Raw genomic sequence first — 12,520 nt, forward strand, 5'->3', positions numbered from 1 at the left:
ATTATGCCCCAGGCTTTTTTGTATCTATTATAATTATAATTTTTGTTTTCTCCATAAGAAGATACTTACTATAGTCACGAGAATGAGTGAAATTCCTACGATGAAGAGCCATGATGAATAACTTTTCTCATCGAGTGGAAGCGGAACGTTCATACCGAAGAAACTAAACACAAGTGTTGGTAATGTGAGTAATACTGTAAATAATGTAAGTGTCTTCATAATATTATTCATTTCATTAGATAACAATGAGGAATACGAAGTCGTAATACTCTCTAAAATGCCAGTATATAATTCTGTCGTTTCAATCGCTTGGTTATTTTCAATCACTAAATCTTCTAATAAATCTTCATCTTCTTCAAAGCGTTTTATGGCAGGTAAACGGAATAATTTTTTAATAATTGTATCATTCCCTTTTAAAGCAGCTAGAAAGTATACCAAACTTTTTTCAACTTCCATTAATTTGTATAGCTGTTTATTGGTAATATTATTTTTTAGTTCACGTTCAATGCGGATTCGTGATTTATTTAAAAGTCTTAAATTTCTGTTGTAGTGGTTTGAAATAGTTAATAAAATATCTAGCGCAAAGCGACTATGAAAATTTAAATTAACATCATCTTGTCGTGCATAATTCTCTAAGAATTCATTTTCAGCATCACAGATTGTCAAAATAAGTCCTTTTCCGATAACAATTCCTAATGGGATTGTAACGAAAGATAAGACGCGACGGTGCGTAGAACTTACAATAGGTAAGTCGATAATGATAAGGGAATAGCCTGTATCGTCATCATATTCAATACGTGCGCTTTCATCAGCATCTAATGGATCTCGAATAAAATCCTCGGGCAAATTATATGTTTCAATTAATTGTTCAATTTCTTCTCTTTCAGGTTCTACAACATTAATCCATGATGCAGAGTGATCTAGAGTTGTTTCAACGATGTCATTGTTAGTTGAATGTTTATATGCAGTTAGCATGGTTAATGATTCCTTTCATATTCATTTAGTCTCAGTTGGATTGGGTACGTTCATAATGATTTTGAATCATAATACGTAATTGACCGTTATAAATAATATTAAAAATATACTTTGTTAAATCATTTACAGAAATACGACTATCGTCTTGTACCCAATATTTGATGATTGAAATAGTAGCACCTGAAACATAACTATGAAAATACATTTCAGGTATACCATCTATCTCATGGTCAATACTAATATATTTTTGCATATTTTCTTTCATTAAGGAATGAATTTTTTCTTCAAGTCTACTTTTACGTTCTAATTGAAGAATCGTATGGTAAAAGTCCATATTATCGGAGATATGTTGTAATACTTTGGTCAAAATATTATTAATAAAATCATCAGCTGTATTTTCTGGTGTACTAGTGTCGAGTTGATTAAATTGAGTTGATGGCCAAATTTGTGAAATGCATTCATCTTCCATATCAGTTAATAACTTGTATTTATCTTCATAATGTAAATAAAATGTACCACGATTAATATCTGCTTGATTTGAAATATCTTGAACAGTGATTTTGTCGAGGTCTTTCTTTTTTAAAAGGTCTGTAAATGCACGTTTAATAGCTGATTTTGTCTTTCTTATTCTCCTGTCTTCCTTCATTAAATATCGACCTCCTAATAGTAAATAGACAAAAATTTACAATCTGTTCAATAATGTAAGGTATTTGAATAATTGATTATTGTTTATTTTTGACTATCTCATTATAATTTACAAGGTATTAAATATTCAACACATTGTTCAATAAATTTTAGGAGGTTAGATTTCATGAATATTTTTAAAAGCAAACTATTATGGCTTGCACCTATTGCAGCGATATTATTATTATTAGTTATATTCTCTTTGGCTTTTTATCCAGCGTTTAATCCAAAACCAAAAAAATACCAATAGCCGTTGTAAACAATGATAAAGGTGTAGACATTCAAGGTAATAAAGTAAATATCGGGAAAAAATTGAAGATAAATTAATGGATAGTGATTCTGATACTGTTAAGTGGGTTAAAGTTGATAAAGAATCAGATATTAAAAAAGGTCTTAAAGATGAAAAATACTATGGGGTAGCTATTTTTAACAAAGACTTTTCAAAAAATGCAATGAGTAAAACGCAAAAAGTAGTAATGGATAGTAAAAAAGCAGAAATGAAGGAAAAAGTTGAATCTGGTGAAATTCCAGCCTTCTTGATGGTAGTTCTAATGGGAGTAACTGGTTTAGTCGTTAATTTATTCTTAGCAACATATGGTAACTATGCGATAGCAAGTTACGGCATCTCATTTAGACTTGTTCAATTCCCAGAACTAATCATAATGGGACTTTCAGAAGGTGTTGTACCTCTAATTGCATATAATTTCGTATCTAATAAAACAAAAATGAAAGATACCATTAAAGTGGTCATCGTGTCTATTGCTGTTATATTTACAGTTTGCATGACTGTCGTTCTTGTAGCCGGACATTCAATTGTTCAATTATTTAGTACTGATCCTCAAATTGTTATTCTAGCTACATTTATTTTAAAAGTGACTATGACATCATTACTTCTAAATGGCATTGGATTTTTATTTACTGGCATGCTGCAAGCTACTGGACAGGGTCGTGGGGCTATAATAATGGCAATCGCACAAGGAATAGTTATTATTCCAGTTTTATTTGTCTTAAATAGCTTATTTGTCTTAAGTGGTGTCATTTGGTCATTATTAATAGCTGAAACAGTATGTGAATTTTTAGCTATGTTTATTGTGTATTCATTAAGAAATCGATTAACAGTTGATAAAGCAACTTTAATTGAAGCGGAATAACATAGGATAGTGGCTTTAGCCCGAAAAACTATTGGCTAAATGAATTGAAACCGTCAATAGTACTAACAATAAGTTATTTATAATCTATAATTTTATAAATTGGGTAAGCGAGGGGATGAAATGATATCGATTTCAGTCTCGCTTTTATTTTTGGATAAAAAGTGGCAAATTAGAATAATTATTGTTAAATAGCACGCATTATTTTATCATAAGTAAATGAGCAAAATTTTATGGGAGGACGTCAATGGTGAATTTACAGCGAAGTTCTAAAGTAGCTTTGGCATTGATAATGATGTTTTTATTATTGTTAATTCCGATACTTCATAATGTCGCATCTGCGCATGCAACTTTGGAAAAAACTACACCACCACAAAATGGGGTTATATCGAAAGCGCCTGATACGATAGAGTTAACATTTAATGAACCCGTTAACGCTGAATACTCAGGCATCACAATATATAATGATAAAGGTAATAAAGTAGGGGATATAGATCCTACAACAACCGGACATTCTAAGACACTTACATTTCCTACTGATAAAGTTCAACAAGGGACACAGAAATTAGAATGGCATACAGTATCTGCTGACGGTCATGAGATTAGTGATCGTTTTGAGTTCTCAGTAGGTAAGAAGACAGCTAACGGAGTTGATACATCTCCAGCATTTTACGAAACACCTAATTTCTGGTTTGGATTATTCAGATACATAGCTGAAGGTGCAACGATTATTCTTGTAGGTCTATATTGGTTAAATGGTATTGCACGACGTAATAACCTATCTACATTCGATGTATTTCCTAGACATGTTGCAGTGTCTTTAATAATGATGATGGCATACTTGATGTCACTTGTACTTTATTTGATGACATTGTCTTCGGATGTATTAGATGCAATATTATCCCTTGAGCCTAGTGCAATAACACAATTCCCTTACATATTAAGTGCCATTGCTTTAATTGTTTTAAGTGGTTTATTCGTCTTAAGAAACATGGAGAAATCATGGTACTGGATTGTATCTATTGCAATGATTCTAGCTATAAGTATGTCAGGACATGCATGGTCACAAAGCGTACCATTATGGTCTATCATACTAAGAACACTACATTTAATAGGTATTAGTTTATGGTTAGGTGCATTAAGCTATTTATTGATTTCAGTATTTACACGTAAAAAAGATGCCGTAGATTTATTGCGAGAAATATTATTTAAAGTTAATGCTGCTGCGGTAGCAATAATCATTATTTCAGGTGTATTAATGTCTATTGATCAAACGAAGATTTTGTCAATTTGGACAAATATGCAAACTTGGACGGTATTCTTATTATTTAAAGTTTTTGGTACTTTAATAATGATGTTATTGGGATTATTGCAAACAACACGTGCACTCAATAAACGTAATAGAGTAAATAAATCTTCATTAATTATAGAAGTTTTAATTGGTATATTACTTATTTTAGTCGGAGTAATTATGAGCCAAATCAGTATTCCATAGAAGGAGAAAAAAGATGATAAAAAAATTATTAGCTACAAGTTTCATACTCTTTTTTACATTAGGTTTCTTTAAAGTAGCAGATGCGCATGTTACTTTAAACCCAAAAGCAGTTGACCCAGAATCTTATGAAAAAGTAGATGTTAGAGTTCCTGTAGAACAAAAAGATCATACTGAAAAAGTAGAATTAGAAGTTCCAAAAGAAGTTCAAGTTGTTAATATACAACCAGTAGAGGGCTATAAGTATAAATTAGATAAAGATAAAAAAGGTAACATTACTAAAATTATTTGGACTGCTAAAGGTAAAGGTATTGGGCCAGATGAATTTATGGATTTTCCAATTGTTGTAGCCAGCCCTAAAGATGAAGGCAAGTATGCATTTAAAGCAATTCAAACCTATGATAACGATGATAAAGTTAAATGGACTGGAAAAGAAAATAGTGAACACCCAGCGCCTACGTTAGAAGTTAAAAAGAATGCTAATGCAGTAGATGTAAAAGATGAAAAATCAAAAGATACTGCTAGTGAACAAACTTCTTCAAGCGGTTCAATTGCTTTATGGATCGTGTCAATCATCGCAATTATATTATCATTAGTCGCATTATTTAAACATTCAAGAAATAAATAATATTACGAGTGAGGCTAGGACCAAGTCTCTTTGTAAATAGGCATAACTTATTTAACTGAGTTGAATTGTATATTAAGTTTGACTCAGTTAAAGTACCTCACTCTCATAATTCTATTTATTAACAAGTGACTCAATATTACAAATATTGTCACTGTAAAGTTGATGATAATAAATTATAATAATAATGTGAGGGAGGCATTGTTTATGCGACGATTACTATATGCATTTTTGGTCTATATGATCTTGGGACTTTTCAGCGGATTCTATTATAGAGAATTGACAAAAGCACATCATTTTACGGGTGATACACAATTATCTATTGTACATACGCATACACTTATTTTAGGTATGTTTATGTTTTTAATACTGATACCATTAGAAAAAGTATTTAAATTAAGTAGTTACTATTTATTTAACTGGTTCTTCATCGTTTATAACATTAGTGTTATAGCAACCATTGGTATGATGGTAACGAAAGGAACGTTCCAAGTATTAGGAAAAAGTTTTTCTCCAGAAGCATTTGCTGGATTTGCAGGTATTGGTCATACAGGAATGCTAGCAGGATTATTATTGTTATTTTTCTTAATTCGACAAGCAGCACTCAAAGAACCAAGAGATTAATTGATTTGAAGTGAGACTTTTCATTTTTAATAGCACAATCGTGTTATTGATGAAAAGTCTTTTTTTAGCTAATAAAAGTAGAATTGCAATTAAAATATGATTTTCTTCAATAATATATGCACATATAGTATAATTAAGGCAAAACAATGATAATAATTATCATTCGAAACGGGACATAATCTTGGGAGGATTTACAATGCAAGATGTAACTATTATTGGTGGTGGACCTGCTGGATTATTTGCGAGTTTCTATGCTGGTTTACGAGGAATGTCTGTGCGAATCATTGACGTACAAGATAAATTAGGTGGAAAGATGCAAATCTATCCAGAAAAGATTATTTGGGATATTGGTGGTGTAGCGCCTAAACCTTGCAATGAAATCATTAAAGATATGATTAACCAAGGCTTACATTTTAACCCTAAAGTTAATTTGAACGAACGTGTAACAGATATACGCAAAATAGAAGAAAGACACTTTGAAGTAGAAACAGATAGCGGAAAAATTTATGACTCAAAAGCTGTAATATTTGCTGTCGGCGGAGGGATTATTAATCCTAAGCCTCTTCAAATTAAAGATGCAGAGCGTTATCGTTTAACAAATTTACATTATGTTGTGCAATCTTTCTCAAAATTTAAGGGAAAAGATATTCTAATTTCTGGTGGGGGTAACACTGCTTTAGATTGGGCAAGAGATTTAGCTAATATTGCAAATTCGATTACACTTGTTTATAGAAAATCAGACATTAAAGGCTATGAAGCAATGATAAGTGTACTTAAAGCGTTAAATGTGAACCTGTTGCCTAAAACACAAATTAAAGAGTTAATAGGTGACAATAAATGTAAATGTATTAAAGAAGTAAAACTTGAAAATATTGAGACTGGAGAAGTTACGACACAAGCGTTTGATGATGTTATTGTTAGTCATGGTTTTGATCATGAGAATCCACTACTTAAAGACTGTACATCTAAACTTGATTTATACGATGAATATCGTGTTAAAGGCTTTGGCAACACGTCAACAAATATTCCTGGCATCTTTGCTTGTGGGGATATCGTACATCATGATGCTAAAGTACACCTCATTGCTAGCGCGTTTAGTGATGCTGGAAATGCAGCAAACTTAGCTAAAACTTACATTGACCCTGATGCATACAAAGAAGGATATGTTTCAAGTCACAATGATGTATTCAAAGAATCAAATAAAAAAGTTATTAATCAATATTTATGAGATTATATTAAGGGGATAGAAAATAATGATTAGATATTCTAATGAGCCACCAGAGGCTCAAGCGTATTGTGACTTAAGAGTTAAAGCAGGAATGAGCCCTAAATCAGAAACTGCAGCTCGAAACGGTTTACCAAATGGCTGTTTCAATATTACGATTTATGAAAATCAACAATTGATTGGAATGGGCAGAGTTATAGGTGATGGTGGAACGACATTTCAAATTGTAGATATAGCCGTTGATCCAGATTATCAAGGACAAGGCTATGGTAGGCTTATTTTGAAAAAAATAATGGCATATATTAATTCCGTAGCTGAAAAGGGAACTTATGTTAGTTTGATAGCAGACTATCCAGCTGACAAACTATACGAAAAATTTGGATTCAAGACTACTGAGCCAAAATCAGGTGGCATGTATATCGTGTTTTAATTAAAAAAACCACTAGGACAAATCGAAATCATAGAAAAACATGTTTTTATATTGTTTCATTCTATGATATTGAGACTGGATTGTCCTAGTGTTTTTTTCGATTTAACTATGCATCAAAATCAATAATAATACGACCGAAATTATCGTGGTTTAAAACAGTTGAGACCGCATCTGGTAATTCTGAAAATGAAATGACTTTTTTAATATCATGAAGTTTGTCAGATTTTAAGTCAGTTGCTAAACGTCTCCAAACACGTTCACGTAATTTCATTGGTGTGAATACAGAATCTATACCAACTAGACTTACGCCTCTTAAAATAAATGGATAGACAGTTGTATCAAAAGAAACACCACCTGTTAAGCCAATTAGTGCGACACCACCATTATTATCTATACGATTAGTGACAAAAGGTGTTCCATTTCCTCCAATAGGGTCAATGGCAGCTTGCCAAGTTCTTGAACCTAATGGCTTTTCATCATTATCTGTAATACGATCAATAATTTCATTCGCCCCTAAAGCTTCTAGTTTGTCACCCGCATGTTTGTTTCCTGTACTAGCAACTACTTTATATCCTAAATTAGAAAGCATAAGCACTGCCAATGCGCCTACACCACCAGATGCGCCACGTACAAGTACTTTGCCGCCCTCCAGTGTCATGAAACCAGCTTTTTCCAATTTTTCAATAGCTAAACCGGCAGTATAGCCTGCTGTACCATAAATCATAGCTTCTTCTAAAGTCATATTATCAGGCAATTTAACTACCCAATCGGAATTTACACGTGCGTATTCACTAAATCCTCCATAATGACTTACACCCATATCATAGCTTGTTACAATGACTTCTTCACCTTCATTAATTGTTGGATCTTCTGATTCAACAACGGTACCAGCTAAATCTATACCAGGAACCATAGGATAAGATTTAAGGATTTGATTATTATCCGTTGTAGCTAATGCGTCTTTATAATTAATACCTGAATAATGAACTTTGATTAAGACTTCACCTTCAGGTAAATCATCAGTTGTTAACTGAGTAAAGTCACTATTAACGCTTCCATCGTTGTTTTTATCCACTAAAAAAGCTTTAAATTGATTACTCATATTATGTGACTCCTTTATATATTGTATTAGTGCTTATTTTATACCCTTAATAAACCAATTGTATGCTTTAAAGCCTTATAAATATAAGGTAAATTAAAAGTCTCTTGGCTTCAAAAAATAAAAAAATTTTTATTTAAAAATGTATTTGAATTGTTATTGACACTTTATTGGGCTAAACCTATAATAAATTTGATAATGATTATCAATTGAAAAAATAAAAGTGTTTATATGAATATAAAAGACGACATAACAACGATATTAAGTTGGTGTTAAATATGATGTATACATAATTACACGATTCATCTTCAAATGATAATCTTCTAAACTATATTGAGGTGAATACATAATGAAAAAATCACCAACTATTTTATTAGCATCTTCTTTATTTTTAGCGGCTTGTGGCAACAATAGTCATAGTGACGATAATAGTAATAAAGATAAGCAATCGCAGAGTAGTAAAGGGGATAACAAAGTAGCTTTACAAAAAGCAACTAAAGAATATGAGAAGTATACAGATGGTCAACTTGATAAATTTTTGGATGGAACTGAAAAATTTGTTGCAGCTATAAAAGCAGATGATATGGATAAAGCGAAAGAATTATATCCTAAAGTACGTATGTATTATGAAAGATCAGAACCTGTTGCGGAAGCTTTTGGTGATTTAGATCCTAAGATTGATGCTCGTTTAGCAGATATGAAAGAAGAGAAAAAAGAAGATCAATGGACAGGTTATCATAAGATTGAGAAATCACTTTATCAAGATAATAAAATAGATGAAACAACTAAAAAAGATGCTGATCAATTATTAAAAGATGCTAAAGAATTAGATGCGAAAGCAGATACTTTAGATATTACTCCTAAATTAATGTTACAAGGATCAGTTGATTTATTAAATGAAGTTTCAACTTCAAAAATTACAGGTGAAGAAGAGATTTACTCACATACAGACTTATACGATTTTAAAGCTAATATCGAAGGTGCACAAAAAATCTACGAATTGTTTAAACCTGAGTTAAATAAAAAAGATAAAAAATTAAGTGCTGATATTCAAAAGAACTTTGATAAAGTTAACCAACTATTAGACAAGTATAAAGACGGTGACGGCTTCAAAGATTATAGTGCAGTTACTAAAGAAGATAGAAAAGCTCTATCAGATGCTGTAAATTCACTTGGTGAACCACTAAGTAAAATGGCTGTGGTTACAGAATGAGTAAAGTAGATCATAATCAAAGTGACCAAGTATCTCGTCGCTCTTTTCTAAAAATGTTAGGAATAGGTGGCGCTGGTGTGGTTATCGGTGCTAGTGGCGCAGGCAGTATTTTTTCATTTAAATCGATGTTCGATACACCTGAGAATGAAGATAAAGATGCATTTGAATTTTATGGACGTGTACAAGCAGGTATTACAACACCGACACAAAAAAATTGTAACTTCGTTGCATTAGAGTTAAAGACTAAAGATAAACAAGCGATTAAAGACATGTTTAAGAAGTGGACGCAAATGTCAGTCAATATGACTGATGGTGCACCTGCTGAAAAAGATAGTCAAAATGTATTATTACCCCCTGTTGATACTGGAGAATCAATTGGATTAGGTGCTAGTAAATTAACATTGACATACGGTATTAGTAAATCATTTTTGAAAAAGATTGGTATGTCATCAAAAATCCCATCTGGATTTAAAGATTTACCACATTTTCCTAATGACCAATTAGATGATGAATACAGTGATGGAGATATCATGATTCAAGCGTGTTCAAATGATCCACAAGTAACATTCCATGCGATTCACAACTTAATTCGATCATTTAGAGATGTTGTTAAAATGAAATGGTCACAAAATGGTTTTGTCTCTGGCAAACTAGAAGAAACGCCTAGAAATTTAATGGCATTTAAAGATGGTACAGTTAATCCTCGCAAAAATAACGAGCTTAAAAAGTATGTCTTCATTGACGACGGTTGGGCTAAAAATGGAACGTATTGCATTATTCGACGCATTCAAATTCATATAGAAACATGGGACCGTACATCATTAGAAGAGCAAGAAGCTACTTTCGGACGTAAACGAGCATCCGGAGCACCATTAACCGGTAAAAAAGAATTCGACAATATAGATTTAGACGCTAAAGATAGTAGTGGTCAATATGTTATCGATCCAAATGCGCATGCGCGTCTAGCACGTGAAGTGAAAACATCAATCAAACGACGTGCATATAATTATAATGATGGAACAAATGCCAAAACGGGGGCGTTGGAAACAGGATTAATGTTTATTTGTTTCCAAAAATCAACTCAACAATTTATCGATATTCAAAACAATTTAGGACACAGTGATAAGTTAAATGAATATATTACGCATCGAGGTTCTGCATCCTTCCTTGTGTTACCAGGTGTAAAAAAGGGAGGCTATATCGGTGAAACCTTATTTAACTAAATTAGTCGTTGCGCTAGTCCTTATTCTCACGGTTATTAGAATTGTCTCAGCACATCAAGTAAATGCTGCAGATGATAGCAAAATAAGTGATGTGTATGTAGCGATAACTGATGCAAAATCAACTATAGAAGATAAAGATAAAAGTAATAAAGAAAAACAAAGTGCACTTGCTGATATTAAAGAAAAAGTAAAATCTTTAAACATTAAAGATAACAAAGAAGGTAAAGACGTAAAGTCAAAACTTGAAGCGGTAGATAAAGCCTCTTCAATGAATGCTAAAGCTGATAAATTATCACAATTAACTAAATCATTAATCGCTTATGAAGATGCAGTTTCTACCAAAGATATCAGTGGTGAAATTAAAACATTGAAGCAACAAGTTGCTGCAAAAGATGATCCTATTAAAAAAGCAGTCAAAAGTAAAAATGAGTCAGAGCTACAATCTATTAACAATAGTTTAAATCAAATTTGGACGACTCATGAAACAGCCATAAGAAATTATGATGAAGGTAAATATGGACAAATTGAAGTGAACTTAATGCAACTACGTGTTGCTATCCAAAAAGAACCTTTAGATACTAAGAAAGTTGACAATGCCTGGACAACCTTCAAATCAAGTATTGATACGGTCGATCAAAAACAATCCAGCTCGGATAATGATAAATATAAAGTAACGCAACTAAATGATGAGTTAAATAAAGCGATTAAAGGGATAGAAGATAATAATTTAGATCAAACTGATGCGGCATTATCTAAATTTGTTCAAATTTGGCCATATGTTGAAGGGAAAATTCAAACAAAAAACGGTTCATTATATACTACAATTGAAGATAAAATACCGTATTATCAAAGTATTCTAGACCAGAGTAACAAAGATCGCGTTAAAGACGGATTAAAAGACATTAACAATGATATCAAAGACACTGTTGGTCAAGACGGTTATACATTTGTAGATGTTATGATTATCTTTTTACGTGAAGGTTTAGAGGTATTGTTGGTCATTATGACATTAACTACAATGACACGTAATGTTAAAGATAATAAAGGTACAGCTAGTGTTATCGGTGGTTCAATATTAGGCTTAATACTAAGTATTACGTTAGCAGTTGTATTCATACAAACGCTAGGCAATAATGGATTACTACGAGAGGGAATGGAAGCAACACTAGGAATAATTGCAGTGGTTCTAATGTATATCGTTGGTATTTGGATGCATAGACGATCAAGTGCAAAACGTTGGAATGATATGATTCAAAATATGTATCAAAACGCTATTAGTAACGGTAATCTAGTATTGTTAGGTACAATTGGATTGATTTCTGTTTTACGTGAAGGTGTAGAAGTGATTATTTTCTACATGGGTATGATAGGCAGTATTACAACAATGGACTTCGTCATTGGTATTGCTTTAGCGATTGTAATTTTAATTATCTTCGCATTATTATTTAGATTTATAGTGAAACTTATTCCAATTTATTACATCTTTAGAGTACTTTCAATTTTAATTTTTATTATGGCATTCAAAATGCTTGGTGTAAGTGTTCAAAAACTACAATTGTTAGGCACACTTCCACAACATGGTATTGAAGGTTTACCTACAATTGGTTTTATAGGATTTTATCCTAATATTGAGTCAATAGTAGCTCAATTAATATATATAGTGTTCATTGTGTTCTTCATTTTAAAAAATCGCCAAAACAAACAAAAGAATACTAATCCAAACTAATTATCATGAATAGTAAAATAAAACCTCGAGACTTGTGAGGATAACAAGTACTCGAG

At 31.9% G+C, this 12,520-nt stretch carries 12 protein-coding genes and 1 pseudogene; 10 read left to right on the forward strand and 3 right to left on the reverse strand.

Going from position 1 to position 12,520, the window contains the following annotated elements; genetic code table 11:
* Positions 1–33 precede the first annotated feature (33 nt).
* Positions 34–975, reverse strand: coding sequence for a magnesium transporter CorA family protein (locus HMPREF2715_RS04545; RefSeq protein WP_053021454.1), 942 nt, complete (start codon positions 973–975; stop codon positions 34–36).
* 31 nt (positions 976–1,006) lie between these two features.
* Complete coding sequence (locus HMPREF2715_RS04550; protein WP_070839545.1) at positions 1,007–1,621, reverse strand: TetR/AcrR family transcriptional regulator; 615 nt, start codon at positions 1,619–1,621, stop codon at positions 1,007–1,009.
* Between the two features lie 165 nt (positions 1,622–1,786).
* On the opposite strand from HMPREF2715_RS04550, the gene HMPREF2715_RS12225 reads away from it, so the two are divergent.
* The 7 genes and pseudogenes from HMPREF2715_RS12225 to HMPREF2715_RS04585 all read left to right on the forward strand — a co-directional run bounded on the left by HMPREF2715_RS12225 (position 1,787) and on the right by HMPREF2715_RS04585 (position 7,203).
* On the forward strand, positions 1,787–1,909 hold the full coding sequence (locus tag HMPREF2715_RS12225) for a hypothetical protein (RefSeq protein WP_256327015.1): 123 nt from the start codon (positions 1,787–1,789) through the stop codon (positions 1,907–1,909).
* 271 nt (positions 1,910–2,180) lie between these two features.
* A pseudogene (locus tag HMPREF2715_RS11860) lies at positions 2,181–2,810 on the forward strand (MATE family efflux transporter); the annotation flags it as partial.
* 244 nt (positions 2,811–3,054) lie between these two features.
* Positions 3,055–4,302, forward strand: coding sequence for a copper resistance CopC/CopD family protein (locus HMPREF2715_RS04565; protein ID WP_070581968.1), 1,248 nt, complete (start codon positions 3,055–3,057; stop codon positions 4,300–4,302).
* A gap of 13 nt (positions 4,303–4,315) precedes the next feature.
* Complete coding sequence (locus tag HMPREF2715_RS04570; protein ID WP_070442541.1) at positions 4,316–4,927, forward strand: YcnI family protein; 612 nt, start codon at positions 4,316–4,318, stop codon at positions 4,925–4,927.
* 204 nt (positions 4,928–5,131) lie between these two features.
* Positions 5,132–5,548: a DUF2871 domain-containing protein gene (locus tag HMPREF2715_RS04575; RefSeq protein WP_011275005.1), complete on the forward strand. Its 417-nt coding sequence runs from the start codon at positions 5,132–5,134 to the stop codon at positions 5,546–5,548.
* A gap of 196 nt (positions 5,549–5,744) precedes the next feature.
* Positions 5,745–6,776: an NAD(P)/FAD-dependent oxidoreductase gene (locus HMPREF2715_RS04580; protein WP_070442538.1), complete on the forward strand. Its 1,032-nt coding sequence runs from the start codon at positions 5,745–5,747 to the stop codon at positions 6,774–6,776.
* Positions 6,777–6,801: 25 nt separating this feature from the next.
* A complete protein-coding gene (locus HMPREF2715_RS04585) occupies positions 6,802–7,203 on the forward strand; it encodes a GNAT family N-acetyltransferase (protein ID WP_037549998.1) in 402 nt (133 codons plus the stop codon).
* Between the two features lie 106 nt (positions 7,204–7,309).
* Here the strand turns inward: HMPREF2715_RS04585 and HMPREF2715_RS04590 are convergent, their stop codons facing one another.
* Positions 7,310–8,305 carry an acrylyl-CoA reductase family protein gene (locus HMPREF2715_RS04590; RefSeq protein ID WP_070581972.1) on the reverse strand — a complete coding sequence of 332 codons (996 nt, stop codon included), beginning with the start codon at positions 8,303–8,305 and terminating at the stop codon, positions 7,310–7,312.
* 346 nt (positions 8,306–8,651) lie between these two features.
* On the opposite strand from HMPREF2715_RS04590, the gene efeO reads away from it, so the two are divergent.
* From efeO to HMPREF2715_RS04605, 3 genes are read left to right on the forward strand one after another with little or no spacing between them, the layout of a single operon-like run.
* On the forward strand, positions 8,652–9,515 hold the full coding sequence (gene efeO, locus HMPREF2715_RS04595; RefSeq protein WP_070839548.1) for an iron uptake system protein EfeO: 864 nt from the start codon (positions 8,652–8,654) through the stop codon (positions 9,513–9,515).
* Positions 9,512–10,738, forward strand: a complete 1,227-nt coding sequence (gene efeB / locus HMPREF2715_RS04600) for an iron uptake transporter deferrochelatase/peroxidase subunit (RefSeq protein ID WP_070839551.1) — start codon at positions 9,512–9,514, stop codon at positions 10,736–10,738. The genes efeO and efeB overlap by 4 nt, the downstream gene beginning before the upstream one ends.
* The gene (locus tag HMPREF2715_RS04605) at positions 10,719–12,464 is read left to right on the forward strand and encodes an FTR1 family protein (RefSeq protein WP_070839554.1); all 1,746 of its coding nucleotides are present in this window, start codon (positions 10,719–10,721) and stop codon (positions 12,462–12,464) included. Before efeB ends, HMPREF2715_RS04605 begins: the two co-directional genes overlap by 20 nt.
* The last annotated feature ends 56 nt before the right edge of the window (positions 12,465–12,520 follow it).

The organism is Staphylococcus sp. HMSC062A01 (assembly GCF_001836805.1).
Classification (GTDB): Bacteria; Bacillota; Bacilli; order Staphylococcales; family Staphylococcaceae; genus Staphylococcus; species Staphylococcus haemolyticus.

Bases quoted from the DNA above. Each gene is read 5' to 3' on its own strand.
- HMPREF2715_RS04545 (WP_053021454.1), bottom strand. From the start codon at position 975: ATGCTAACTGCATATAAACATTCAACTAACAATGACATCGTTGAAACA.
- HMPREF2715_RS04570 (WP_070442541.1), top strand. From the start codon at position 4,316: ATGATAAAAAAATTATTAGCTACAAGTTTCATACTCTTTTTTACATTA.
- HMPREF2715_RS04585 (WP_037549998.1), top strand. From the start codon at position 6,802: ATGATTAGATATTCTAATGAGCCACCAGAGGCTCAAGCGTATTGTGAC.
- HMPREF2715_RS12225 (WP_256327015.1), top strand. From the start codon at position 1,787: ATGAATATTTTTAAAAGCAAACTATTATGGCTTGCACCTATTGCAGCG.
- HMPREF2715_RS04565 (WP_070581968.1), top strand. From the start codon at position 3,055: ATGGTGAATTTACAGCGAAGTTCTAAAGTAGCTTTGGCATTGATAATG.
- efeO (WP_070839548.1), top strand. From the start codon at position 8,652: ATGAAAAAATCACCAACTATTTTATTAGCATCTTCTTTATTTTTAGCG.
- HMPREF2715_RS04580 (WP_070442538.1), top strand. From the start codon at position 5,745: ATGCAAGATGTAACTATTATTGGTGGTGGACCTGCTGGATTATTTGCG.
- HMPREF2715_RS04575 (WP_011275005.1), top strand. From the start codon at position 5,132: ATGCGACGATTACTATATGCATTTTTGGTCTATATGATCTTGGGACTT.
- HMPREF2715_RS04550 (WP_070839545.1), bottom strand. From the start codon at position 1,621: ATGAAGGAAGACAGGAGAATAAGAAAGACAAAATCAGCTATTAAACGT.
- efeB (WP_070839551.1), top strand. From the start codon at position 9,512: ATGAGTAAAGTAGATCATAATCAAAGTGACCAAGTATCTCGTCGCTCT.
- HMPREF2715_RS04590 (WP_070581972.1), bottom strand. From the start codon at position 8,305: ATGAGTAATCAATTTAAAGCTTTTTTAGTGGATAAAAACAACGATGGA.